This is a genomic window from Pseudomonas sp. JC1203 (assembly GCF_056175065.1).
The window spans coordinates 231,811-256,886 of the sequence record NZ_JBWCAM010000008.1; the positions used below are offsets into that span (position 1 = coordinate 231,811).

Sequence of the window (25,076 nt, forward strand, 5' to 3'; positions counted from 1 at the left end):
AGGGCCTGCCATGAACGCCTCCGACAATTTTGACTGCGACGTACTGGTCATCGGCTCGGGGGCTGCAGGCCTGGCCGCTGCCGTGACCGCCGCCCATGCTGGCCTCAAGGTGATCGTCGCCGAGAAGCATCACCAGCTAGGCGGCACCAGCGCCTGGTCCGGCGGCTGGCTGTGGGTGCCTGGCAACCCGCTGGCCGTGGCCGACGGGCAGGTGGAAGCGCCCGGCGCGGTGGAAGCCTACCTGCGCCAGCAATTGCACACCGAGGTGCTGGACGAGCGTCTTCAAGCCTACCTGCGCCACGGGCCGATGATGGTCGAATTCTTCCAGCGCCATACCCAGGTGCAGTTTTATTCCGGCAGCCGCATGCCTGACATGCACGCCGGCCCCGGCGCTGCCAGCGGCGGCCGCTCACTGTGTGCGCAACCGTTCGATGGCCGGCTGTTGGGCGATTGGTTGCCCAGGCTGCGGCCGCCGCTGGAGCTGATCAGCCTGGGCGGCATGGGCATCGCCGGGGGCGCCGACCTGGCGCATTTCTTCAACGCCACGCGCTCGCCGCGCTCGGCGATCTACGTGGCGGGGCGGCTGCTGCGGCACTGGCGTGACCGGTTGCTGCACGGGCGCGGCCTGCACCTGGTGAACGGCAATGCGCTGGTGGCGCGGCTGCTGCGCAGTGCCCTGGACCTTGGGGTGCAGGTGCGCACCGCGGCACCCGCGCTTGGGCTGCTGTACGACGGCACGCGGGTAACCGGCGCGCGGTTGCCCGACGGGCAGGTGCGTGCGCGGCGTGGCGTGGTGCTGGCGGCGGGCGGGTTTGCCCATGACGCCACGCGCATCGCGGCGACGTTCGGGCATGCCAACCACCTGTCGGCAGCACCGCTGGAAAACACCGGCGACGGCCTGCGCCTGGGCGAACAGGCTGGCGGCACAATCCCGCCGCTGGCCCACGCGGCAGCCTGGGCACCGGTGTCCAAGACCCACAGCGGCGCTTTTCCACACCTGCTGGACCGTGCCAAGCCCGGCTTCATCGCCGTGCTCGACAACGGCCAGCGGTTCACCAACGAAGCCGATTGCTACCACGACTTCATGCAGGCGCTGTTCGCTCAAGCGCCCAACCCGCGCGCGCCGCACTGCTGGCTGATCTGCGACCACAAGGCCCAGCGCCGCTACGGCCTGGGCGCGGCGCGGCCGTTCCCATTCCTGAACCGCCGGCTACGGCGTGAAGGGTATTTGCTCAAGGGCCGCACCCTGGCAGAGCTGGCCGGGCGCTGTGGCATCGATGCGCAGCAACTGCAGCGCACTGTGGATAACTTCAATGCCGGCGCCCGCGAAGGCTGCGACCCAGCCTTCCAGCGCGGCGCCTCAGCCTACAACCGCGCCCAGGGGGAAGCGCTGCACGGCCCCAACCCGTCGCTGGGCGAGCTGGGCCGTGGGCCGTTTTATGCGGTGAAGTTGGAACCCGGTAGCCTGGGCACCTTCACGGGCCTGGCCACCGACGCCCGTGCCCGCGTGCTGGGCGCACAGGGGCAGGTCATCGAGGGGCTGTATGCGGTGGGCAACGACATGGCCAGCATCATGGGCGGCCACTACCCCAGTGGCGGCATCACCCTGGGGCCGGCGCTGACCTTCGGCCACATCACCGGCCTCGACCTGGCGCAGCCGGAGGTCAGGGTTGCAGGAAGCGCAGCACCGTCTCGACGATCATCTCGCGATGACGCACCTTGTGTGCTTCCTCGCTGAAGTCGATCTGGAAGATCTCGCCGAAGGTGTGCTTGTTGGACACGCGGTAGAAGCAAAACGAGCTGATCAGCAGGTGCACGTCCAGTGCGGCCAGCCCCTGACGGAACAGCCCAGCCTTGGCACCGCGTTCCAGCACTTCGTCCAGGGCATGCAACACGGTCTTGTTCATCGCGCGAATCGCCGAGGATTGCTTGATGTACTCGCCTTTGTGCATGTTTTCGTTACAGACGATGCGGACGAAATCGACGTTGCGGTCGTGGTGGTCGAAGGTGAATTCCACCAGGCGGCGGATACCTTCCTTCGGCTCCAGCTCACCCAGGTGCAGGTCCACCTCGGTGCTGCGGATGTCGCCGTAGAGTTTTTCCAGCACCTCGACGTACAACTGCTCCTTGCTGCCGAAGTAGTAGTAGATCATGCGCTTGGAGGTTTGCGTGCGCTCGGCAATGGCGTCTACCCGTGCACCCGCCAGGCCCTGCTGGACAAACTCGGCGATTGCCGCCTGGAGAATGTTCTCGCGGGTTTTCTCGGGGTTGTTCTTGCGGCTCTTGCGTGGTTGCGCTTCGGCGGTGTCCACGGAGCGTTCTGTCATTGTTGTCATTCTGGGCTCACGGCCATCGTTAAACAGCGGCAATTATGGAGCGGCCAGCGCGGCGAAGGAAGCCTGCAAGCCCCGGTATACAACCAAAGGCTTGCAGTTATCTACAAATGGTTACAGTTTGGCGTGACGGACACCCTTGCTACGCGCCTTGGCCATGGCCGCCAGGCGCACCGCCACGTTAGCCGCGCCATAGCCGGCATAACCATTGCGACGCTGGATGATTTCGAAGAAGAAGCGGTCTTCGAAGGGTTCGGTGTACACGTGGAACAGCTCGCCGCCGTTGGCATCACGGTCGTAGAGCACGTTGTAGTAGGCCAGCTCGCTGAGGAATTCGTCATCGAAATCGAAGCGCGCGGCCAGGTCGTCGTAGTAGTTCAGCGGAATATCCAGCAGCGCCAGGCCGGCTTCCTTGGCCTTGGTCACGGCGGCGAAGATATCGTCGCAGTCGAAGGCAATGTGGTGCACGCCCGAGCCACGGTAGGTGGACAGCGCGTGGGAAATGGCCGTGTTGCGGTTTTCCGAGATGTTCAGCGGCAGGCGAATGGAGCTGTCGCGGCTACGGATGGCGCGGCTTTTCACCAGGCCGTAGGGGTCGGGCAGCACCACTTCGTCGTCGGCGGTGAAGTCCAGCAGGCTCTTGTAGAACAGCGTCCAGTTGTCGAGGTTGTCCGGCGGCAGCGCCATGGCCATGTGGTCGATGCGCTTGAGGCCCAGCGCGCTCGGCTTGACCTCCTGGATGCTGAAGTCGGTGTCGTAGATGGTACGGCCCTGGTCGTCCTGGTCCACCAGGTAGATCAGGCTGCCATCGGGGGCGCGCACGGCGGCCAGTTCACGCTCGTTGGGGCCTACCAGGCCACGGAACGGCTGGCCCTTGTAGGCCACGGCGCGCTCCAGCGCCTTGGCGCTGTCTTTCACGCGGATGGCGGTGGCGCACAGCGACGGGCCGTGGGACTCGAAGAAGTTGTGGGCGAACGAGTACGGCTCGGAGTTGAGGATCAGGTTGATGTCGCCCTGGCGCATCAGGCTCACGGCCTTGGACTTGTGCTGGCCGGCCTTGGCGAAGCCCAGTTGCTCCAGCCACTGGCCCAGCTTGGCGCCCTGGGCTTCGTCGACGGCGAACTCCAGGAACTCGACGCCATCGTACTGATCGGCTTCAGGCGGCGAGAACAGGATGTCCAGGTTCGGTACCGGGGTGCTTTCCTTTTCCAGCAGCTTGCGGGTTTTCTCTTCCAGGTACAGCAGCGAGCGCAGGCCGTCGGCGGCGTTGGCACGCGGCGGCGCGGCACGGAAGCCGTCGTTGAAGATTTCCAGCGACAGCGGGCCGGTGTAGCCCGACTTGATGATAGGCGCCAGGAAGCCCGGCAGGTCGAACTCGCCCTGGCCCGGGAAGCAGCGGAAGTGACGGCTCCACTCCAGCACGTCCATGTTGAGGATGGGCGCGTCGGCCATTTGCACGAAGAAGATCTTGTCGCCCGGAATGTCGGCGATGGCCGCCGGGTCACCCTTCAGCGACAGGGTGTGGAAGCTGTCCAGCAGCACGCCCAGGTTGGGGTGGTCGGCGGTTTTGACGATGTCCCACACTTGCTGGTAGGTGTTGACGTGCTTGCCCCACGCCAGGGCTTCGTAGCCGATGCGCAGGTTGCGCTTGCCGGCGTGCTCGGCCAGCAGGTGCAGGTCGTCGATCAGGATCTGGCGGTCGCCCACCGAGTCGGCCGAGGCGTTGCTGCATACCAGCACCAGGTCGGTGCCCAGTTCCTGCATCAGGTCGAACTTGCGCTCGGCGCGGTCGAGGTTGCGGGCCAGACGGTCGCGGCGGCAGCCTTCGAAATCACGGAAGGGTTGGAACAGGGTGATGGCGATGCCCAGATCGGCGCACATCTGGCGGATCTCACGGGGGCTGCCGTCGTAGTAGAGCAGGTCGTTTTCAAAAATCTCGACGCCGTCGAAACCCGCCGCGGCGATGGCTTCGAGTTTTTCCGGCAGGGTACCGCTCAGGGAGACGGTGGCAATCGAACGATGCATGGTTCAGCTCCATGGGGCCGCCGGCAGGGCACTTCACGGGTGCGCATCTGGGCAGCTGACCGGTGTCCGTCGCGAGCGTCAGGCGCGCCTGCAACGGGTTGAAAGAATTCTTGGAAGCTAATTTATACCGCAAATTTGACGCGTACGAACCAGTTAGTTTTGTGTGCGATTATCGACCGGAAAGCGGCCTATTCAATTGACGATTTTTCGGCTGATCGCCAACATCCCAACCCCCATTGAAGTCCGTCATGCGGCCAAAAGCCAACCGACAAGTGAAACTGAATGTCTTAAACCCAGAGACCTTCAGCGCAGCGCTACTCCATAAAAATTTCAAGAATCGGGTAACTCACATGCACGCTGTAAATGCTCTCGTGCCTCGCCATGCCAGCATGGGCGAGAAAATCCGCGGCGCACTGGCCGTGGGCAAGACCCGCTGGGGCATGCTCGCCCTGGTGTTCTTCGCCACCACCCTGAACTACATCGACCGCGCCGCCCTGGGCGTGATGCAGCCTATCCTGGCCAAGGAAATGAGCTGGACGGCGATGGACTACGCCAACATCAACTTCTGGTTCCAGGTGGGCTACGCCATCGGCTTCGTGCTGCAGGGCCGGCTGATCGACAAGGTCGGGGTCAAGCGCGTGTTCTTCTGCGCGGTGCTGCTGTGGAGCCTGGCCACCGGCCTGCATGGCCTGGCGACGTCCGCCGCCGGCTTTATGGTGTGCCGCTTCATTCTCGGCCTGACCGAAGCCGCCAACTACCCGGCCTGCGTGAAAACCACGCGCCTGTGGTTCCCGGCCGGCGAGCGCGCCGTGGCCACCGGCATCTTCAACGCCGGCACCAACGTCGGCGCGATGATCACCCCGGTGATGCTGCCGTTGATCCTGACCGTGTGGGGCTGGCAGGCAGCGTTTGTCTGCATGGCCTGCCTGGGCCTGACCTGGGTGGTGTTCTGGGGCCTGAAATACTACAACCCCGAAGACCACCCGCGGGTGAAGCAGAGCGAGCTTGAGTACGTGCAGGGCGAGCCCGAGCCTGCGCAGCAGGCCGTGCCGTTCCACCGCATCCTGCGCATGCGCGGCACCTGGGCCTTTGCCCTGGCGTACTCGATTACCGCGCCGGTGTTCTGGTTCTACCTGTACTGGCTACCGCCGTTCCTGAACCAGCAATACCAGCTGGGCATCAACGTGACCCAGATGGGCATTCCGCTGATCATCATTTACCTGAGCGCCGACTTCGGCAGCGTCGGCGGCGGCATTCTGTCGTCGTTCCTGATCGGCCGTGGCGTGTCGCCTGTGAAGGCACGGCTGACCTCGATGCTGATGTTCGCCCTGTGCATCATCGCCGTGGTGGGCGCCGCGGGCACCAGCAACCTGTGGGTGGCGGTGCTGGCGATTTCCCTGGCGATTGCCGCGCACCAGGCCTGGACTGCGAACATCTGGGCGGTGGTAATGGACTACACGCCCAAGCACATGATGAGCACGGTGTTTGGTTTCGGCGGCATGTGCGCCGCGGTGGGCGGCATGTTCATGACCCAGATCGTGGGCTACATCCTGACCGTGACCAACAACAACTACCACGTGTTGTTCATGATCATTCCAGGCATGTATTTCATCGCCCTGGCCTGGCTGTACCTGATGGCCCCGCGCAAGGTGCCGGTGGTCGATTAGTTGTTGCGCCCCGTGGGAGCTGGCTTGCCAGCGAGCGGTTGAGGCCCAAAAACTCGCTGGCAAGCCCGCTCCCCCAAAGCCCGCACAGTATAACAGCAAAAATACCACCCAGGGCTTGCCCCAGACAGCTCTTCAGCCGCCGCCAACAAGGCAACCGACAGCTCCTGCAACCGCCCCTCGCTCAACCGCGCCGTCGGCCCGGCGACGCTCAACACCCCCACCACCTGGCCGTCCACCGGCCGGCGCACCACGGCGGCAATGGCCGAGGTGCCCACCGCCGAGCTCTCCATCACCAGCGAATACCCGCGCAAGCGCGCCTGTTCCAGGCATTGCAGCAACTCGGTGTTGGACTTCGGTGCGTTCGGCCCGAAGTCCGCCGGGTCGGCGATGCCCTGCTGCTCCACCAGCGCCAGCGCCTGGGCATCGCTCATGCTGGCCAGCCAGGCGTGCCCGGAAGCGGTATAGAACAGCGGCGCGTCGCGGCCCATCTCCGGGTCGTAGCGCAAGCCGGAACGGGCGCCCTGGGACTTGGCGATCCAGGTTTGCCGGTCGCCATCGATCACCCCCAGCCGCACCAGTTCGCCGGTGTACTGCGCCAGCCGGTCGAGAATCGGCTGGACGATATCGGCGCCGCTGCTGGCCAGGTAGCGAAACCCCATGGCCACAAGCTTGGTGGACAGGTGGTAGCGGCTGTTGTCCGGGTTCTGGCGCACGTAGCCCAGGCGCATCAGTTCGCCGAGCATGCGGTGGGTGGCGCTCTTGGGGATGTCCAGTTGCTCGGCCAGGGTTTGCATGGGCAAGCCGCGAGGGTCGCTGGTGAGGCTTTCGAGAAGGCTGAAAGCGCGTTCGATCTGACTGCCGGCCATGGTCGTGGGTCCTGGTGAAAGTGTGGCGATTCTAGCCACGGGGGGACGAAGCGCAACCATTGTCCGATCTTCGCCCAACTTCGGCGCCGCACCCCTTGGCCTGGCGGGAAACCCGGCCATAGAATGTGGAACTTGATTCCAGAATATTACATAACCCGTCAGCAAAAACGAATGCAGGGAGATTGCGCATGCAGAGCATCACCAACCGTCACGGGCTGAACATGCCCAAGCTGGGCCTGGGTACCTGGCCCATGGTCGGCGAGGAATGTACCGCCGCCGTGGTGCAGGCGCTGGAGGTGGGCTACCGGCACATCGACACCGCCGCCGGTTACAACAACGAAGACGCCGTGGGCAAGGCGCTGGTGCAGTCTTCGGTGCCCCGCGAGCAGATCCACGTCACCAGCAAGGTATGGTGGGACAAGCTGGCCCCGGCCGACATGCGCCAATCCTTCGACAACACCCTGAAGGCGCTGCAAAGCGACTACGTCGACCTGTTCATGATTCACTGGCCGACCAAGGACTGGGACCTGGAACGCACCATCGACACCCTGGTGTCGTTCAAGGAAGACGGCCGCGCGCGCAACATCGGCGTGGCCAACTTCCCGCTGCCGCTGCTGACCAGGGTGCTGGAAGAGCTGGGCGCGCCGCTGTCGGTGCTGCAGGTCGAATATCACGTCACCCTGGACCAGACGCCGCTGCTGCAACTGGCGCGCAAGCACGACATGGCCCTGACCGCCTACAGCCCGATTGTGCGCAACCGCGTGTCGGACATCCCGCAACTGCAGGCCATTGCCGAAAAGCACGGCGTGTTGCCGACCCAAGTGGCGCTGAAGTGGCTGCTGGACCAGGACGGCGTGGCCGCCATTCCGAAGGCTGCGAGCAAGGCCAACCAGCTGAGCAACCTGGCATCGCTGCAGGTGCCGCTGGATGATGAAGACCGCAAAATCATTGCCGCGCTGCCCAAAGACCAGCGCCTGGTAAGCCCGCCGTTCGCCCCGCAGTGGGATTGATGGCCACACAAAAAACCGCCGATAACGGCGGTTTTTTTGTGGCTGCAGACAGGCTTAGAAGTCGAAGAACACTGTCTCGCCTTCACCCTGGATGCGGATGTCGAAGCGGTAGGCGGTCTTGCCGTTCACTTCGCAACGGGTGGCGATCAGGGTTTCGCGACGGGCCGGCTGCTCGATCAGGTTCAGCACCGGGTCCTTGGCGTTGGCCTCGGCTTCGTCGCTGAAGTACAGGCGGGTCTGCAGGTGGATGTTGATGCCACGGGCAAACAGGCTGACGTTGATGTGCGGCGCCATCGGCACGCCGGCCGCGTTCTTGACCACGCCCGGCTTGATGGTGTGCAGGTCCCACTCGCCACCGTCGAAGGTGGTGGCGGTGCGGCCGAAGCTGTTGAACGGCTTCTCCAGGTTGTAGTCCGTGTCGTAGTGGCCGTTGGCGTCAGCCTGCCAGAACTCCAAGAACGAGTCGCGCACCTTGTGGCCGTTGCCGTCGTAGACGTCGCCGATCAGGATGATGTGCTCGCCGGGCGCGCCGGGCTTGGCCATCTGGTTCCAGATTTCCTCGTCGCGCGGCGGGTTGCCGGCAGCGGACAGGGCCAGGCCGATGTGCACGTACGGGCCGGCGGTCTGCGAAGGTGTTTCCTTGAGCAAGGTAATAGGCATGGTGGCGCTCTCCTCAGCAGTTCTCGAAGTGGGTCTTGCGCTGGCCGCGCAGCACGATGTCGAAGCGGTAGGCCAGGCAATCCATCGGGTTTGCGTGGTTCATGTCGAGCTTGGCGATCAGGCTCTGCACGGCTTCGGGGTCGGCGATCGACTTGACGATCGGGCACATCGGAATCAGCGGGTCGCCTTCGAAGTACAGCTGGGTGATCAGGCGCGTGGAGATCGACGGGCCGCTGACCGACACGTGGATGTGCGCTGGGCGCCAGTCATTGGGGCCGTTGCGCCATGGGTACGGGCCCGGCTTGATGGTGCGGAAGTTGAAGTAGCCTTCGCTGTCGGTAACCATGCGGCCGACACCACCGAAGTTGGGGTCCAGCGGCGCCAGGTAGCGGTCGTTCTTGTGACGGTAGCGGCCGCCGGCGTTCGCTTGCCAGATCTCCACCAGGGTGTGGGGAATAGGCTTGCCGTACTGGTCGCACACACGGCCGGCGACGATGATGCGCTCGCCGATGGGCAGGCCACCATTGTTGAAGTTCAGCAGCAGGTCGTTGTCGTACTTGCCGAATTTCAGGTGGGAAAAGTCAGGGCCGGTAGACTCGCTGGCCGACTGTGGAATGCTCACCAGCGCTTGGCGCGGGGAACGGGCCACGGAGGTCTTGTAGTCGGGGGTCAGGGCCTTGGGGTGCCAATTGCGATCACGGATAACGAAGCGACTGGTGTCTTGGGAAGACATGCCGTTCTCCTATTATTTGATTTATTGGGTCCTGCGGACAGGCTTCGGACTAGTCTCAATGAAAATTCCCACAACGAAAATTGAATATAGCAGTCGGATACATATCCAAATGGTTATCTGAATATCTGTCGTGGAGGGTGCTCACCATGCTGTGGAAAAAAGGCCGGCGCAGTGACAACGTGGTGGATGCCCGCGATGACGGTTCAGGTGCAGGCGGTGGGGGCGGCGGGCTGCGCATTGGCGGCAAGGGCCTGAGCCTGACCGCCGTGGTGCTGATCGTCGGCTTTGGCCTGCTGACAGGCCAGGACCCCATGCAGATTCTCGGACAACTGACCGGGCAACTGAGCCAGCCGCAGACCGCCCCGGTGGACACCAGCAACCGAGCTGCCCCGCCGGCCAACGACCAGCAGGCCGATTTTGTCCGGGCCATCCTCGGCGATACCGAGGACACGTGGCAGCAGATCTTCCAGCAAGGCGGCCGTCAGTATCAGGACCCCAAACTGATCCTGTTCCGTGGCCAGGTGAATTCGGCGTGCGGTTTCGCCACCTCGGCGACGGGCCCCTTCTATTGCCCGGGTGACCATCAGGTGTACCTGGACATGGATTTCTTCAAGGAAATGGACCAGCGCTTTCACGCCGCCGGCGAGTTTGCCGACGCTTACGTGATCGCCCATGAAGTGGGCCACCATGTGCAGAACCTGCTGGGCATACCCGCCAAGGTGCAGGCTGCACGCCAGCGTGGCGCGCCCATGGAAGGGGCCAATGGCTTGTCGGTAAGGCAGGAGTTGCAGGCTGACTGCCTGGCGGGAGTGTGGGCCTTCCACGCGCAACAGCGGTTGCAGTGGCTGGAACCCGGCGACGTGGAGTCGGCGCTGAACGCCGCCAATGCCATTGGCGACGATCGCTTGCAGCAGCAGAGCCAGGGACGCGTGGTCCCCGACTCGTTCACCCATGGCACTTCAGCCCAGCGCGTGCGCTGGTTCAAGGCCGGTTTCGCCCAGGGTCAGATCAACCAGTGCGATACCTTCGGGGCGAAGACCCTCTGATCAGAACGCAGCCTTGATCTGTACGCCAGCCATCAGCGCGTTCTGGGTGTTCACGCCGTAGAAGGCGCCGGGTTCCTTGATGTACTGCACGTCAGGGCGCACGGTCAGCCACTTGGTGACCTGGGCGGTGTAGCTCAGTTCGATCAGCTGTTCGCCGCTGTCCAGGTTGTCGATGGCATCGGCGGCGGCAGCAGTGCTGGCGGCGGCGATCTGGTTGTCACGGGTGCGCTCGTTCAGCACGGCACGGCCGTAGGCCAGGCCGATGGCGTCGTCAGGACGGCTGTCGAACGGCTTGTGCAGCACCACGCCAACCGAGTACCAGTGACGGAACGGCGAGGTAGCGGCGTCGGTCTGGGTAGCCTGGCCGAACACGTGCAGGTTGCGCTTGGCATCGGTGGCAGAGCGCCACACAGCCTGGTCAGCCAGTACGTAGGAGCCCGAACGGCCGGCGGCGGTACCGCTGCCATTGATGCGCGCAGTGTCGGAAGTATCGTAGTACCAGCCGAACTTGTACTGGCCGTCGTAGGTGCCGCCACGGGTGTAGATGGCTTCAATCGGCATGATGGTGCCGGTGTACTGGTCCGGGCTCACGCGCAGCGCGTATTTCGACTCGCTGCTGGTGACTGGGTTGACCTCGAACGCAGCGGTCTGGATAGCCCACTCGTCGTTGATCTTGTACTTCAGCATGCCGCCCCACTTACCGGTCGGGGCGTTGGTCCAGCCGCTGCCACCGGACATCGACAACGGGTGGGCGCAGAAGCCGGCGTTGACGAAGTTGGTGAGGATGCTCATGCCGCCGAAGTCGTTACCCATGGGCATGAAGCCCACTTTCATGTCCAGGTTCGGGGTGAATATAGTGCGCTCGTAGCTGATTTCGCTGATACGAGTGTACTGGCCGCCGTAGATTTCCTGCACCGGCAGGCGGTTGCCCACCAGGTCAGCCGAGGCGCTGTTGCCGCGACGGTCGGTGACCATCACCTGCACCACGCCGCCATTGTCGATACCCAGGATCTTGCTCAGGTCGAAACGGGCGCCAATACGCAGTTGTTGCGCGTAACGAGCGCCGTGGCTCTCGCCACCGTGCACGGTGCCGAACGTTTCGGAAACGTAGTCGCTGGTGATCTTGATGCCTTCGTTCTCGAGGCGGGTCCGCTCGCCACCCCAGTTACCGGTCATGGTCGAGTCGTCAGCCAGGGCCATGCCCGGGGCCGCAACCACCAGGGAGCCCAGCGACAGGCCGGCCACCAGGCCCGAAGTCTTAATGCAACGCGAGGATTTGATCAGCATGATTCTCTACGATTTGAATTGATTCTGGGGGTGTATCGGCAGGCAGGGCAGTTCTAGCCTAGTGCGAGGGGTGCATCATAATGACGCACCCCTCAAGGATTAAGACCAATGGTAGCAAAAAACTATTTCGAAATTTAAGAAAATGATCGGAATAGTTAGTTTAGTTTCATCTGCTGGTGTGCGAAGGTCCGCCGGGGGCAACCGTATCCCGTAGCAGCGGCCGAAGGCCGCGTCCCCGGCCCCATGCATGACGGGGGAGGACGCAGCCTTCGGCAGCTGCTACGGGGTAGTGGGAATCAGACGAGGTTGAGCAGGGCAGCGCAGGTGGGCGCGTGCCAGTCGGCCAGTTCGGGCCAGGGGTTATCGGGCAGGTTCACCAGCACGGTGTGGGTGCCTGCCGCGCGGCCGCAGTCCAGGTCAAAGCGGTAATCGCCGACCATCACCATCTGCGACGGCGCCACGCCCCAGGCGCTGGCCAACTTGAGCAGGCCATCGGGGTTGGGCTTTGGCAACGCGTCGTCACGGCCCAATACATCTTCCACTGCAAAGCAGTCGGCAATGCCGATGGCTTCCAGGGTGATATGCGCCAGCTCCCGCGCGTTGCGCGTCAGGATGCCCAGGGTGTGCCCACGCGCCGCCAGGCTGCGCACCAGCGCCACGGCGCCATCAGCGGCGCGCGAGGCCACCGCCAACTCGCGCTCGTGTTCCAGCAGCCAGGCATGCTTGGCCGCCGCCTCCTCGGCCGGCAACGCGGCCAGGTGGGTGAGGATATCGTCCTCGGGCGGTATCTCCAGGGCCACGCGAATGGCCGCGAAGTCATGCACCGCCACGGTCAGGGTGCCGTCCATGTCGAACACCCAGTGACGAATGTCGCGCAGGCTCACGCCCAGTCCTTGCGCTGGCGAATCAAGCCTTCCTGGGCGGCGGATGCCACCAGTTGGCCGGCGCGGTTGTACACGCTGCCGCGGCAGAAACCACGGGCGTTGGCGGCCCAGGGGCTGTCCATGGCATACAGCAACCAGTCATCGGCGCGCAGGTCACCGTGGAACCACAGGGCGTGGTCGAGGCTGGCCAGTTGCATATCCTTGTGCCACACCGACTTGCCGTGTGGCAGCAGCGAGGTGGTCAACAGGCCGAAGTCCGAGGCATACGCCATGATGTATTTGTGCAGCGCCGGGATGTCCGGCAGGGTGCCGTCGGCGCGGAACCACACGTATTTCACCGGGTCGCCGGGCGCCGGGTTGTACGGGTCACGCTCGGTCACCGGGCGCACTTCGATCGGCTTGGGGCACAGCAGCTTGTCGCGGATGTGCTCGGGCAACAGGTGCGCGTTCTTTTGCGTCAGCTCAAGCTCGGTGGGCAGGTTTTCCGGCCCCACCACGTTGGGCATCGAGGCCTGGTGCTCGTAGCCTTCCTCGTCGTACTGGAAGGAGGCGCTGCAGGTGAAGATCTGCTGGCCCTTCTGCACGGCCGTGACCCGGCGAGTGCTGAAGCTGCCGCCGTCGCGCACCTTGTCGACCATGTACACCACCGGCAACTGGGCGTCGCCCGGGCGCAGGAAATAGCCGTGCAGCGAGTGCACGTGGCGGGCATCTTCCACGGTCTGGCTGGCCGCCGACAGCGACTGGCCCAGCACCTGGCCGCCGAACAGCTGGCGGAAGCCCAGGTCCTGGCTGCGCCCGCGGAACAGGTTTTCCTCGATGGGTTCCAGGGTCAACAGGTCGACCAGGTCGTCCAACACATGGCTCATACGAACTCTCCAAATAACGCTGACAGTGCCCGTGAAACGAGCCAACGGGGGAAATGATACAGGCTTTACAGGGGCAAACCCCACCGCCGCGACGTTGGTCTAGCCGTGCAAGGTGTGGCGCCACTGGTCGCGGTCGATGCGGTACAGCACGTGGCGCTGCAGTTCATGGCCGGCGGGCAGGCGCGGGTGATCGAAGTCGTCCCGGGGGTCACGTTGCATGCCGATGGCCTGCATCACCTTCTCCGAAGGCAGGTTGCACTGGGCAGTGAACGACACCACCTCCTCAAGGCCCAACTGCCCGAAGGCCACGCGCAGGCTGGTCCAGGCGGCTTCGCTAGCAAAGCCCAGGCCCCAATGGCGGCGCGCCAGGCGCCAGCCGATCTCCACCGCCGGCGTAAACGGCGCCTCGAAGTTGACGTAGTTCAGGCCGGTGAAACCGATGAAGGCACCGGTGTCCTTGCGTTCCAGCGCCCACAGGCCGAAACCGTATTCATTGAAATGGCCACGCACGCGACCGATCAGCGCGGCGCTTTCCAGGCGCGTGAGTGGCGCCGGGAAATAGCGCATCACCTGCGGGTCGGCCGACATGGCGGCGAACTCCGGCAGGTCGTCGTCGCGCCACTGGCGCAGCACCAGGCGTGCGCTTTCCAGCTGCAAAATCGGCTTCATTGGTGCAATCCCCCGTGCAGTCCTTGAAGTTTACCGTGACCCTGGCAAGAATCGGACATCCACCTGCCGTGAATTGCTCATGCCGCTGCCACTGATTTATCACGACGACTACAGCCCGCCCTTCCCGCCTGAACACCGGTTCCCGATGGACAAGTTCCGCTTACTGCGCGACCACCTGGTGGCCAGCGGCCTGGTCAACGACGCCGACCTGCTGCGCCCGCAGCTGTGCCCCAATGAGGTGCTGGCGCTGGCCCATGACCGCGACTACATCGAGCGTTTCATGAGCGGCGACCTGGCCCGCGAAGACCAGCGCCGCCTGGGCCTGCCCTGGAGCGAGGCGCTGGCGCGGCGCACCGTGCGCGCGGTGGGCGGCTCGCTGCTGGCCGCCGAGCAGGCCTTGCAGCACGGCCTGGCCTGCCACCTGGCCGGCGGCACTCACCATGCTCATTATGACCACCCCGCCGGCTTCTGCATTTTCAATGACCTGGCCATCATCAGCCATGCGCTGCTGGGCAGCGGCCGGGTCAACCGCGTGCTGATTTTCGATTGCGACGTGCACCAGGGCGACGGCACGGCGCGGATCCTGGCGGATACCCCGGACGCGATCACCGTTTCCCTGCACTGCGAAAAGAACTTTCCCGCGCGCAAGGCCGACAGTGACTGGGACATCCCGCTGCCCATGGGCATGGGCGACGCCGACTACCTGACGGTGGTGAACGACACCCTCAACTACCTGCTGCCGCTGTACCAGCCGGATCTTGTTTTGTACGACGCCGGCGTGGACGTGCACAAGGACGACGCCCTGGGCTACCTGCAACTGACCGATGCCGGCGTCTCGGCCCGCGACGAAGCGGTATTGCGCCACTGCCTGGGCCGCGACATTGCGGTGATGGGCGTGATCGGCGGCGGCTACAGCAAAGACCGCGAAGCCCTGGCGCGCCGCCACGGCCTGCTGCACCACAGCGCGCAGCGGGTGTGGACGGATCTGGGGCTGTAACTTACCCACATCCACTGTGGAACCGCCTGTGGATAACCTGCGCGCAAGCTCTGCCACGCCAGTATCGGCGCGGCCTGCAGCCTGCTGTACGTTTTTTATCCACCGGCGATGAGATACAATGCACGGCTCAATTTCGCACCCGATGGCCGCCCCATGTCCGATTCCCTGCCCGCCCCTGCCCACCACGTCGCGATCATCGGCGGCGGCCCTGCCGGGCTGATGGCGGCTGAAGTCCTGAGCCAGGCCGGCGCGCGCGTCGAGGTGTTTGACGCCATGCCCTCGGTGGGGCGCAAGTTCCTCCTGGCCGGCGTGGGCGGCATGAACATCACCCACTCCGAGCCGTACGCTGCCTTCGTCGGCCGCTACGCCGAACGTCGCGACGAAGTGGCGGCGCTGCTGGAGGGCTTCAACGCCGACCAGCTGTGCCAATGGATTCACGGGCTGGGCATTGAGACCTTCGTCGGCACCTCTGGCCGCGTATTCCCCACCGACATGAAAGCCGCGCCGCTGCTGCGCGCCTGGCTCAAGCGCCTGCGCGAGCAGGGCGTGGTTATCCACACCCGCCACCGCTGGCAGGGCTGGAACGCGGACGGCAGCCTGCGCATCAGCCACCCCGATGGCGAATTGGCGCTGGCGCCAGCCGCCACGCTGCTGGCGCTGGGCGGCGCCAGCTGGGCACGCCTGGGTTCCAACGGCGCCTGGCTGCCGTGGCTGAACGCCCGCGGCGTGGCTACCGCGCCATTGCAGGCGGCGAACTGCGGTTTCGAGGTGGCGGCCTGGAGCGACCTGCTGCGCGAGAAGTTCGCCGGTGCGCCACTGAAGAACGTCGCCATGTACCTGGCCGGCGAAACACCGCGCCTGGGTGAAGCCATCGTCACCGCCGGCGGTATCGAGGGTAGCCTGGTGTACGCGCTGTCGGCGCAGGTGCGCGAGCAGATCAACGCCAGCGGCCAGGCCACGCTGTACCTCGACCTGCTGCCCAACAAGCCTGTGGATAAAGTGGCTGCCGCGCTGGCCAGGCCACGCGGTTCACGCTCAATGGCCAAGCATCTGCACAGCGTGCTTGGCCTGGATGGCGTGAAGGCGGCCCTGCTGCGCGAGCTGACCGACAAGGCCACCTTCGATGACCCGCAGGCGTTGGCCCAGGCGATCAAGGCGCTGCCGATCGTGCTGGTGCGGCCACGGCCGCTGGATGAGGCCATCAGCACCGCCGGTGGCGTGCGTTTCGAAGGGCTGGACGCCGGGCTGATGTTGCAGGCGTTGCCTGGGGTGTTCTGTGCGGGAGAAATGCTGGACTGGGAAGCGCCGACCGGCGGCTACCTGCTGACCGCCTGCTTTGCCAGCGGCCGGCGCGCTGCGCAGGGCGCGCTGGCTTGGCTGAACGCCCCACACATCCCGTACACCCCGTAGCAGCGGCCGCCAGGCCGCGTCCCGATGCAACGCAGGACGGCCGCCGGACGCAGCCTTCGGCAGCTGCTACGCAGAGAGGCCGAAGGCGCTGCGATAGGTCAGGGCTTGCGCTTGCGCGGGCCGGTGTTGAACGCGGGCACCTTGCGCACCGGCTTGGCCGCCGGGGCAACGTTTTCGGTGGGGGTGTCGCCGCTGTCCAACCATTTGCCCAGGGTGCGCTTGCCGCCGGTAACCTTGGGTTTCTTCGGTTTTTTCGGCTTCTTCAGCACGTCGCCGCTGGCGTTGGTTTCCGGCACCCGGTGGTCGGGCTCGAAGCCATGCTCTTCGGTACGCTTGAGGGTCTGGCGGGTCAGCACTTCGATGGCCGAGAGCAGCTGCACCTCGTCGGCGCACACCAGCGAGATCGCCTCGCCGGTCAGGCCGGCACGGCCGGTGCGGCCAATGCGGTGCACGTAGTCTTCGGCAACGATGGGCAGGTCGAAGTTGACCACGGTAGGCAGGTCGTCGATGTCCAGACCGCGGGCGGCAACGTCGGTGGCCACCAGGATCTGCACTTCACTGGCCTTGAAGCGGTCCAGGGCGCGCTGGCGCGTGGCCTGGGGCTTGTCGCCGTGGATACCGTCGGCGTTGATGCCCAGGCCCTGCAGGCGTTCCACCAGCGCGTCGACACCGTTGCGGGTCTTGGCGAACACCAGGGTCTGCTTCCACTTCAGGCGCTTGAGCAGGTGGATGAACAGCTCTGGCTTGCGCTTCTTGTCCACGGTCACCACCCACTGCTTCACCGACGCGGCGGCGACGTTGCGCGGGCTGACTTCAATGCTCAGCGGGTCGTTGAGCATCTGCCCGGCCAACAGGCGGATGGCGTCGGAGAAGGTGGCGGAGAACAGCAGGGTCTGGCGCTTTTTCGGCAGGGCGGCGTAGATGTCACGCAGCTCTTCGGCGAAGCCCAGGTCGAGCATGCGGTCGGCTTCGTCCAGCACCAGGGTTTCCAGTTGGCTGAACTTGACGGCGTTCTGGCGGTACAGGTCGAGCAAGCGCCCGGGGGTGGCCACCAGCAGGTCGACGCCCTTGCGCAGTTTCATCATCTGCGGGTTGATGCTGACGCCGCCGTACACCGCATAAGTGCTCAGCGGCAGGTGCTGGCCGTATTCCTGGATGTTGGCGTGCACCTGCTCGGCCAGCTCGCGGGTCGGCACCAGCACCAGCGCGCGCACCGAGTTGCTGGCAACTTTCGGGCCTTCCATGGTCAGGCGCTGCAGCATCGGCAGGGCAAAACCTGCGGTCTTGCCGGTGCCGGTCTGGGCGGCGGCCATCAGGTCGCGGCCGGCCAGCACGGCCGGAATGGCCTGGGCCTGTACCGGCGTCGGGGTCTGGTAGCCGAGGGTTTCCAGGGCGCGCAGCAGGGGTTCGATCAGGCCAAGGGTGGCGAATGTCATCAGGGGGTACCGTAAGGTCAAGTTCTGCAATGGTGCGCAGTTTACCTTGTCGGCGCCTGTTGCGGTTCGCCGGCGTTCAACCGCGCTGCTTGCGCAGCGCCTCGCCTATCTTGGCCGCGGGGATCTTCTGCAAGGTGCAGAACAGGTCGTGCCCGACGTTGCTCAGGCCATGGGTGCCACGCAGCTCCCCGGCCAGGTGCTGGATGAGGTTGGCGGCCATTTCGGCGTCGGCCATGGCCCGGTGGGCGGTGCCGGTGTTCGGCAGGCCGGCCCATTGGGTCAGGGTGCCGAGCTTGTGGTTGGGCGCGGCCGGCATCAGGCGGCGGGCCAGCAGCATCGAGCAGGCGAAGCGCTGGCGGCGCTCGCGGCGCAACAGGCCCAGTTCGAAGTCCCAGAACCGTTGGTCGAATGAGGCGTTGTGCGCCAGCAGCGGCGTGTCACCGACGAAGTCCGCCACCTCGTTCATCACCTGCGCCACCGGCGGCGCGCTGCGCACCATGGCGGTGGTGATGCCGGTCAGGCTGGCGACAAAGCCGGGCACCGCGACGCCAGCGTTCATCAGGCTCTGGTAACGGTCCACGATCTGCCCGCGTTCGAGCATCACCACGGCGATTTCAGTGGCGCGGCAGTAGGCGTTCGGCGAGATACCGGTGGTTTCAAAGTCGATGACGGCAATACGTTCCAAAGCAACTCCAGGTGTTCAGTTCTTGAGCAGCAACGCGCCTTCGATGGGCACGTAGCGGCTGGCGGCGCGGATCAGTGAATTGGCGGTGAGCCCCGGCACGCCGTAGGCAACGGCGGTGACGCCGTGCTTGCTGATGATGCGTTCGAGCAGCAGGTCGAAGTCGCCATCGCCGGAGGCCAGCACCACTTCGTCGACGCGGTCGGCGGCGTCCATGATATCGATGGTGATGCCCACGTCCCAGTCACCCTTGGCCGAACCGTCGCTGCGCTGGATGTACGGCTTGAGTTTTACCGTGAAGCCCAGGTTGCGCAGGATCTGCTGGAACTGCTGCTGTTTGCTGTCACCGCGGTCGATGGCATAGGCGTAGGCCTCGACGATCTGCCCGCCCTTGCTGATGTCAGCCCACAGGGCGGCATAGTTGAAGTGGCAACCATACGCCTGACGAACGGTGTAATAGAGGTTTTGTACATCGGCGAACACCGCGATTCTTTTCACCGCACATCCTCGTGGCGCCGAAGCGCTCGACCTTGATCAGGCCGTCAGTATGCCAGTTGCAACGCGGGTGCTGGGAATTGTCTGGCGAAACGGCCCGCCGGGGGTGGCGGGCCGAATGCCGAGGGGGTCAGACGAAGGTGTCGTCGTCGTCGAAGAAGCTGCCGCCGCCGTCATCGTTGAAGTTGGAGTCAGCGAAGCCGCCGTCGTTGTTGTTGCCGCCCCACGAATCGTTGTTGGCGAAACGCTCGGGCTCATTGCCCCAGCCACCCTGGTCCTGCATCGGCACTGGCTCTTGCAGTACTTCGACGATTTCCTGGGGCTGGTTGTTGTGGTGGAACAGGCTGCTGATGCCTTCGGCCAGCATCACGCCACCGGCCACGCCGGCTGCGGTCTGCAGGGCGCCACGCATGAAGCCGCCAGCGGCTGGAGCCGCCTGTTGTGGCGGTGGTGGTGGCGCGTACTGTGGCTGTTGGGGCGGTTGCTGGTACTGCTGGTTGCCAGGCTCGCGCCAGCCGCCGGACGACTGCGGGGCCGGGGCAGGCGCCTGCTCGCGGGAACCACCACCGAAAATGCTCGACAGGAAACCGCCGCTTTGTTGCGGCTGTTGCTGGGGCGCGGCTGCGGCGCGGGCTTGCGCCAGGTCGGCCTGCAGCTTCTTGACCTGCTCGTCCATGCGCTTGAGGGCCGCTTCCTGTACCAGGATGGCCTGGGCCATGTAATAAGGCACTGCCGGTTGCGCGGCCACATGTTCCTTGATCCGCTCGAACGCCTGGGCGTCGCGTGGGGCTGCTCCCGTTTCGGCTTGCTTGAGCCGGGTAAACAGACCATCGATCAGGGTTTGCTCTTCGCTGTTCATGGCGACCTCGTTAGATTGCCGGTAAAAATTCGGCCCGGCCCGGTATGGGCGGCCTGCGTACAAAATGGGGCACGTGCATGACGGTTTCAATGGTAGCGCCCCATGAAACTTCCTTCAGGCAGCGACACGCCAACGCGGTTGGAGCCACCAGGCGCATGGGCTAAAGTGTCGGCCTGCTTTGACTACTGCGATACCGACTGATGAACCCCTTGAGCGTACTGCGCGACTCCCTGTATTTCTTCCGCCGCAACCTGCTGGCCATTGCCCAGCTGTGCCTGCCATTGGTGGTGCTGGAAGCACTGGCCACCCAGGTGGTGCAGCACACCGTGGGCGAAGACGCCTCTCCCATGTATGACATCGTCGTGGGCCTGCTGTTCTACCCGCTGTACACCGGTGCGCTGATTCTGTTCCTGGATGCCCGCAGCAAGGGCCTGCAACCGCTCAAGCGCAATTTGCTGGCCGTGACCCTGCGCATGTGGCCATTCTTCGCCGTACTGGCGGCAAGCAGCACTGTGCTGATCATGCTCGGCCTGTCGCTGTTCGTGCTGCCGGGCGTGTACGTGATGGTCAAGCTGGTGTTCGCCGAATACTTGCTGGTATTGCGCGGCCTGACGCCCATGGCCGCCATGCGCGACAGCTTCCAGCTGACCCAGGGCCACTTCGTGCGCATCGTGCTGTGCGTGTTCGGCGCGCTGATACCGTTGTGGGCCATCGACCTGGTCAGCAATTCGGTGTGGCCCGAGCCCAGCAACTGGCAGGCGCTGCTGCTGGACAGCGTCAATGGCTTCCTGCAGCTGTTCACCAGCGTGGTGCTGTACCGCCTGTTCATGCTGCGCATGGACGACACCGCCCAGGCGTGAGGCTTGGGCGCGGCGCCCGGCTCGGTTATGCTCCGGTGATACCGCGAAGCCAAAGCCGAGCCCATGACCCGACTCCTGCGCAATACCCTGCTGGTACTGGTGACCCTGGCGCTGCTGCTGGGCATTCTGGCCTACACCCTGACGTGGCACCCGCCGCAGCGCGAGAAACTTGCCAACCTGTGCCGCGGGCCGGCGCCGCAGCTGGTGCCGGGCCAGGCCGTCAAAGTGATGACCTGGAACGTGCAGCACCTGGCGGGCAAGCAGTATGTGTTCTGGAACGATATGCCCGATGGCAGCGGCCCGGACGACCGCGCCACCACCGAGGACCTGGCCTACAACCTTGATGAAGTGGCGCGGGTTATCCGCGACGAGCAGCCCGACCTGGTGTTGCTGCAGGAGCTGGACGACGGCGCCAAGGCCAGCGACTACCAGGACCAGCTGTCGTTGCTGCGCGCCCGCATCGTCGACCTGTACCCGTGCGGCGTCGAGGCGTTCGACTGGAAGGCCGACTTCATTCCCAACCCGCACATCCTCGGCAGCGTCGGCCGCAAGCTGGCCACCCTGAGCCGCTTCCAGATCGTGCAGGCCGAGCGCCAGCAGTTACCCCAGGCCGAAGGCCACTGGCTGACCGCGCCGTTTGCCCCGCACCGGGCACTGCTGACCAGCTACCTGCCGATTCAGGATGGCGGCCAGCTGGCAGTGCTCAACACCAACCTGGACAGCCATGCCCCGGGCGAGGACACCCAGGCGCGGCAGATGCAGGCCATTCTCAAGCGCATCGACCGCATGGAAAGCCACGGCACGCCGTGGCTGCTGGGCGGCGATTTCAACGCCCTGCCCCTGGGCCAGGCCCTGCGCCTGCCGCCAGCGCAACGCAACGCCTACCCCACCGACAGCCCGCTGCACCTGCTGTGGGACCGCTACCCGATGATTCCGGCCAACACCGAAGCCAGTGGCGAGGACCGCAGCGACTGGTTCACCCATTACCCCAACGACCCGGCGATACCGGCGCCCGACCGCACCCTGGACTACCTGTTCCACAGCCCCAAGCTCAAGCGCATGGAGGCGCGGGTGCGGCAGGATGATACCGAGGAGATCTCGGACCACCTGCCGCTGACGGCGCGCTTGTTGCTGCCGCCACCCGCCCCCTGACGATCGATACCCGTGTGGGAGCTGGCTTGCCAGCGAGCTTTTATGGCCCCAACAACTCGCTGGCAAGCCAGCTCCCACAAGGGGTTATTTGCGCGGTTTGATGCGTGCGGTGGCTTCGGCGATCAGCGGGTCGTCCGGCCAGTAGTGCTTGGGGTAGCGGCCTTTGAGGTCTTTCTTCACTTCGGCGTAGGTGCTGCGCCAGAAGTTGGCCAGGTCCTGGGTGACCTGCACCGGCCGCCGCGCCGGCGACAGCAAGTGCAACAGCACCTTCTGGCGGCCGTTGGCGATGCGTGGGGTTTCGGCCAGGCCGAACAGTTCCTGCAGGCGCACCGCCAGAATCGGCGGCACCTCGCTGTAGTCCAGGCGCACATTGCTGCCTGACGGCACCATCAAATGCTGCGGCGCCAGTTCGTCCAGGCGCTGGGGCAACGGCCACGGCAAGGCGTTGCGCAGGATTGAAGACAGGTCCAGGCTGCCGAAGTGGCTCAACCGCGTGACTTTGCCCAGGTACGGCTCCAGCCAGGCTTCGAGGTTGGCCAGCAATGCCACGTCGCTGACGTCCGGCCATTCGCTGCTACCGCTGCCGGCCAGGTCCAGCTGGCGCAGCAGGTTGACCCGCGCCTGCCACTGGCGCAGCTCCGGGGTCCACGGCAACAGCTCCAGGCCCTTGCGCCGCACCAGCCCCACCAATGCTTTCGCTCGTGCGGCGTCGTCCAGCCCCGGCAACGGCTCGCGGCTGAGTACCAATTCACCCACCTTGCGCTGGCGCTCGGCGCGCAGCACGCCTTCGCGCTCGTCCCACTCCAGCTGGTCGACCTGGCGCACCTGCTCGGCCAGCACACCGTCGAATAGCCCGGCGTCGAAGTCGGTGGCCAGGTAAATGCGCTCTTCGCGCTGGCCCTGGCGGCTGCCCAGGTCGGCGATGACAATCCACTCATGCTTCATCAGCGCATCCGGCTCGCCGAATTGCGCGGCGCGGCCGTTGGCCAGGCGGTATTCGCCACCACCGGCACGTCGTTGTTGCGCCACGCGGTCGGGATAGGCCAGCGCCAGCAACGCGCCCAGCCAGCGCGGGTGGTCGGCATCGGCCACAGGCGTGCTGGCGTTGCCGCGCAGGTAGCTGCGGTATTGCCGCGCCAGTTGGCGCACCCGCTGCACCCCGCCCTGGCTGCCGCGCGCGCCACGTTGCTCGCCAGACACCAGGCCCAGGCGGCTGTGCAGGTCGGCACCGGCACCGCGCAGAATGTCGCGCTCGCCCAGCAGCGCCGCCACATCACAGGCAAGCCCGGCCAGGCCCAATGCCTGGCCGCGCAACAGCAGGTGGGCGATGCGCGGGTGCGCCGGCAGCTGCGCCATGGCCTCGCCATGCCTGGTGAGCGCCGTGGCGCCCGGCTCGGCCAGGGCGCCCAGGCGCACCAGCAGGTCCAGCGCCTGGCCATAGGCCGCCGCCGGTGGCAGGTCGAGCCAGCTCAACTGCTCGGGGCTCACACCCCAGCGGTTGAGTTGCAGCGCCAGCCCGGCCAGGTCGGCCTGGAGAATCTCCGCCGCGCCATAGGCGGCCAGTTGTTCATGCTGGGCCTCGGACCACAACCGGTAGCACACACCCGGCTCAAGCCGCCCGGCCCGGCCAGCACGCTGGGTGGCGCTGGCGCGCGAGATGCGCTGGGTGTCCAGGCGGGTCATGCCGCTGCCCGGGTCGAAACGCGGTACCCGCGCAAGCCCTGCGTCGATGACTACGCGCACGCCGTCGATGGTCAGGCTGGTCTCGGCGATGTTGGTGGCCAGCACCACCTTGCGCTTGCCTGCTGGCGCGGGGTCGATGGCGGCGCGTTGTGCATTGAGATCCAGCTCACCGTGTAGCGGGCACAGCAACACATTGCCGCCATCACCCAACGCCTCGGCCAGTTGCTGGTGCACACGACGTATCTCGGCCTGGCCGGGCAGGAACACCAGCAGGCTGCCGGTTTCGTCGTTCAGTGCCTCCAACACGGTATTCACCACCCGTGGCTCGATGTACTCGCCCACCTGGAAGGGCCGGCCCCAGCGCATGGCCACCGGGAACATGCGCCCTTCGCTGCGCACCACCGGTGCGTCATCGAGCATCGCGGCCAGCCGCTCGCCTTCCAGGGTCGCCGACATCAGCAGGATCTTCAACGGCGGCTCATCGCGCAGCAGTTCGCGGCCGTTAAGGCTCAGGGCCAAGGCCAGGTCGGCATCCAGGCTGCGCTCATGAAATTCATCGAAGATAACCAGCCCCACACCTTCCAGCGCCGGATCTTCCTGCAGGCGGCGGGTCAGGATGCCTTCGGTGACCACCTCGATACGCGTGTTCGGGCCCACCCGGCTCTCCAGGCGAATGCGATAACCCACGGTTTCACCGACCTTCTCGCCCAGCTCGCTGGCCAGCCGCTCGGCTGCCGCGCGTGCAGCCAGGCGCCGCGGTTCGAGCATGAGGATGGTCTGCCCGGCCAGCCACGGCTCGCCCAGCAACGCCAGCGGCACACGCGTGGTTTTACCGGCACCGGGCGGGGCTTCGAGGACAGCTTCGTGGCGCGCCGCGAGGGCCTGGCGCAACGCAGGCAGAACGGCATCTATCGGCAATGAAATCATGGTGGCTCCCAAGCAAGCCGCCAAGTATAACGGCGAACTAGAGCCTTATAATCATGGTCTTACTATCAGCAGCCATGTAGGGTTGCATTCACCATTTCGGAGATTCCCATGCGTATTCCTTCGCGTTTGATTGGCGGTGTGCTGGTGGGCGCCCTGCTCACCCAGGTAACGGCCTGCGGCAGCCTGTTCTACCCTGAGCGTCGCGGCCAGATCGAAGGCCGCATCGACCCGGTCATTGCCATCGCCGATGCCGTCGGCCTGCTGTTCTACATCATCCCGGGGCTGATCGCGTTCGGTGTCGACTTCGCCACCGGTGCCATTTACTTCCCCCATGGCAAGACCGCCCAGGTGGCGCCGGAAAAACTGCACGAGGCGGTGGGCGCCGACGGCAAGGTGGATCGGGCGAAACTGGAGGCTATCCTGCAGAACGAGCTGGGCCGCACCCTGCCCCTGAACGACCCGCGCCTGATCGAAAGCCGTGGCAGCGCGGAACAACTGGCCATGTACGGCCTCAAGCCCGCCGCTTAAG

At 65.2% G+C, this 25,076-nt stretch carries 22 protein-coding genes and 1 pseudogene; 9 read left to right on the forward strand and 14 right to left on the reverse strand.

The genetic code is table 11. From position 1 onward, the window contains the following. Positions 1-10 precede the first annotated feature (10 nt). On the forward strand, positions 11-1,738 hold the full coding sequence (locus AC0SZ7_RS14545) for an FAD-dependent oxidoreductase (protein WP_475505047.1): 1,728 nt from the start codon (positions 11-13) through the stop codon (positions 1,736-1,738). Here the strand turns inward: AC0SZ7_RS14545 and AC0SZ7_RS14550 are convergent. Next, on the reverse strand, positions 1,665-2,336 hold the full coding sequence (locus AC0SZ7_RS14550) for a TetR/AcrR family transcriptional regulator (RefSeq protein WP_475505048.1): 672 nt from the start codon (positions 2,334-2,336) through the stop codon (positions 1,665-1,667). The two genes, AC0SZ7_RS14545 and AC0SZ7_RS14550, sit on opposite strands and share 74 nt — an antisense overlap. 111 nt (positions 2,337-2,447) lie before the next feature. Beyond that, positions 2,448-4,358, reverse strand: coding sequence for a 3-dehydroshikimate dehydratase QuiC (quiC, locus tag AC0SZ7_RS14555; protein WP_475505049.1), 1,911 nt, complete (start codon positions 4,356-4,358; stop codon positions 2,448-2,450). Positions 4,359-4,708: 350 nt separating this feature from the next. Here quiC and AC0SZ7_RS14560 point away from each other — a divergent pair, with 350 nt between their 5' ends. Continuing rightward, positions 4,709-6,025, forward strand: coding sequence for an MFS transporter (locus AC0SZ7_RS14560; protein WP_475505050.1), 1,317 nt, complete (start codon positions 4,709-4,711; stop codon positions 6,023-6,025). 113 nt (positions 6,026-6,138) lie between these two features. Here the strand turns inward: AC0SZ7_RS14560 and AC0SZ7_RS14565 are convergent. After that, positions 6,139-6,891: pseudogene (locus AC0SZ7_RS14565) on the reverse strand (IclR family transcriptional regulator); the annotation flags it as partial. Between the two features lie 188 nt (positions 6,892-7,079). Between AC0SZ7_RS14565 and AC0SZ7_RS14570 the strand changes: the two are divergent. Beyond that, positions 7,080-7,901, forward strand: coding sequence for an aldo/keto reductase (locus AC0SZ7_RS14570; protein ID WP_475505051.1), 822 nt, complete (start codon positions 7,080-7,082; stop codon positions 7,899-7,901). 54 nt (positions 7,902-7,955) lie between these two features. Here AC0SZ7_RS14570 and pcaG read toward each other — a convergent pair whose 3' ends face one another. Both pcaG and pcaH read right to left on the reverse strand, forming a co-directional pair. Then, the gene (gene pcaG, locus AC0SZ7_RS14575; RefSeq protein ID WP_455922192.1) at positions 7,956-8,561 is read right to left on the reverse strand and encodes a protocatechuate 3,4-dioxygenase subunit alpha; all 606 of its coding nucleotides are present in this window, start codon (positions 8,559-8,561) and stop codon (positions 7,956-7,958) included. Between the two features lie 13 nt (positions 8,562-8,574). Further along, positions 8,575-9,294: a protocatechuate 3,4-dioxygenase subunit beta gene (gene pcaH / locus AC0SZ7_RS14580; RefSeq protein ID WP_027981145.1), complete on the reverse strand. Its 720-nt coding sequence runs from the start codon at positions 9,292-9,294 to the stop codon at positions 8,575-8,577. Between the two features lie 146 nt (positions 9,295-9,440). On the opposite strand from pcaH, the gene ypfJ reads away from it, so the two are divergent. Next, the gene (gene ypfJ, locus AC0SZ7_RS14585; RefSeq protein ID WP_475505052.1) at positions 9,441-10,340 is read left to right on the forward strand and encodes a KPN_02809 family neutral zinc metallopeptidase; all 900 of its coding nucleotides are present in this window, start codon (positions 9,441-9,443) and stop codon (positions 10,338-10,340) included. On the opposite strand, the gene AC0SZ7_RS14590 is transcribed toward ypfJ, so the two are convergent. From AC0SZ7_RS14590 to AC0SZ7_RS14605, 4 genes are all read right to left on the reverse strand, one after another. Continuing rightward, positions 10,341-11,627 (reverse strand): carbohydrate porin, encoded by a 1,287-nt coding sequence (locus AC0SZ7_RS14590; RefSeq protein ID WP_475505053.1) that lies wholly within the window; start codon positions 11,625-11,627, stop codon positions 10,341-10,343. A gap of 296 nt (positions 11,628-11,923) precedes the next feature. Next, complete coding sequence (locus AC0SZ7_RS14595) at positions 11,924-12,511, reverse strand: HAD family hydrolase (protein WP_475505054.1); 588 nt, start codon at positions 12,509-12,511, stop codon at positions 11,924-11,926. Beyond that, the gene (gene tesB, locus AC0SZ7_RS14600; protein ID WP_475505055.1) at positions 12,508-13,377 is read right to left on the reverse strand and encodes an acyl-CoA thioesterase II; all 870 of its coding nucleotides are present in this window, start codon (positions 13,375-13,377) and stop codon (positions 12,508-12,510) included. The genes AC0SZ7_RS14595 and tesB overlap by 4 nt, the downstream gene beginning before the upstream one ends. A 99-nt stretch (positions 13,378-13,476) precedes the next feature. Continuing rightward, a complete protein-coding gene (locus tag AC0SZ7_RS14605; protein WP_475505056.1) occupies positions 13,477-14,046 on the reverse strand; it encodes a GNAT family N-acetyltransferase in 570 nt (189 codons plus the stop codon). Between the two features lie 79 nt (positions 14,047-14,125). On the opposite strand from AC0SZ7_RS14605, the gene AC0SZ7_RS14610 reads away from it, so the two are divergent. Together AC0SZ7_RS14610 and AC0SZ7_RS14615 are read left to right on the forward strand one after the other, a co-directional pair. Further along, entirely contained in the window at positions 14,126-15,043 is a 918-nt protein-coding gene (locus AC0SZ7_RS14610; protein ID WP_475505057.1) for a histone deacetylase family protein, read from the forward strand. Positions 15,044-15,196: 153 nt separating this feature from the next. After that, positions 15,197-16,453 (forward strand): TIGR03862 family flavoprotein, encoded by a 1,257-nt coding sequence (locus AC0SZ7_RS14615; RefSeq protein WP_475505058.1) that lies wholly within the window; start codon positions 15,197-15,199, stop codon positions 16,451-16,453. Positions 16,454-16,551: 98 nt separating this feature from the next. Here AC0SZ7_RS14615 and AC0SZ7_RS14620 read toward each other — a convergent pair whose 3' ends face one another. The 4 genes from AC0SZ7_RS14620 to AC0SZ7_RS14635 all read right to left on the reverse strand — a co-directional run bounded on the left by AC0SZ7_RS14620 (position 16,552) and on the right by AC0SZ7_RS14635 (position 19,925). Then, positions 16,552-17,889: a DEAD/DEAH box helicase gene (locus AC0SZ7_RS14620; protein ID WP_475505059.1), complete on the reverse strand. Its 1,338-nt coding sequence runs from the start codon at positions 17,887-17,889 to the stop codon at positions 16,552-16,554. 76 nt (positions 17,890-17,965) lie between these two features. Continuing rightward, a complete protein-coding gene (locus tag AC0SZ7_RS14625) occupies positions 17,966-18,574 on the reverse strand; it encodes a 3'-5' exonuclease (RefSeq protein WP_475505060.1) in 609 nt (202 codons plus the stop codon). Positions 18,575-18,589: 15 nt separating this feature from the next. Next, entirely contained in the window at positions 18,590-19,069 is a 480-nt protein-coding gene (locus tag AC0SZ7_RS14630) for a LabA-like NYN domain-containing protein (protein ID WP_416427033.1), read from the reverse strand. Positions 19,070-19,196: 127 nt separating this feature from the next. Beyond that, positions 19,197-19,925: a DUF2076 domain-containing protein gene (locus AC0SZ7_RS14635; RefSeq protein WP_475505061.1), complete on the reverse strand. Its 729-nt coding sequence runs from the start codon at positions 19,923-19,925 to the stop codon at positions 19,197-19,199. A gap of 200 nt (positions 19,926-20,125) precedes the next feature. Between AC0SZ7_RS14635 and AC0SZ7_RS14640 the strand changes: the two genes are divergently transcribed. Then, the gene (locus AC0SZ7_RS14640; protein ID WP_475505062.1) at positions 20,126-20,785 is read left to right on the forward strand and encodes a YciC family protein; all 660 of its coding nucleotides are present in this window, start codon (positions 20,126-20,128) and stop codon (positions 20,783-20,785) included. Between the two features lie 63 nt (positions 20,786-20,848). Then, positions 20,849-21,937 (forward strand): endonuclease/exonuclease/phosphatase family protein, encoded by a 1,089-nt coding sequence (locus AC0SZ7_RS14645; RefSeq protein ID WP_475505063.1) that lies wholly within the window; start codon positions 20,849-20,851, stop codon positions 21,935-21,937. A gap of 84 nt (positions 21,938-22,021) precedes the next feature. Here AC0SZ7_RS14645 and hrpB read toward each other — a convergent pair whose 3' ends face one another. After that, on the reverse strand, positions 22,022-24,547 hold the full coding sequence (gene hrpB / locus AC0SZ7_RS14650; RefSeq protein WP_475505064.1) for an ATP-dependent helicase HrpB: 2,526 nt from the start codon (positions 24,545-24,547) through the stop codon (positions 22,022-22,024). Between the two features lie 108 nt (positions 24,548-24,655). Here hrpB and AC0SZ7_RS14655 point away from each other — a divergent pair, with 108 nt between their 5' ends. Continuing rightward, positions 24,656-25,075, forward strand: a complete 420-nt coding sequence (locus AC0SZ7_RS14655; RefSeq protein WP_475505065.1) for a polyribonucleotide nucleotidyltransferase — start codon at positions 24,656-24,658, stop codon at positions 25,073-25,075. The last annotated feature ends 1 nt before the right edge of the window (position 25,076 follow it).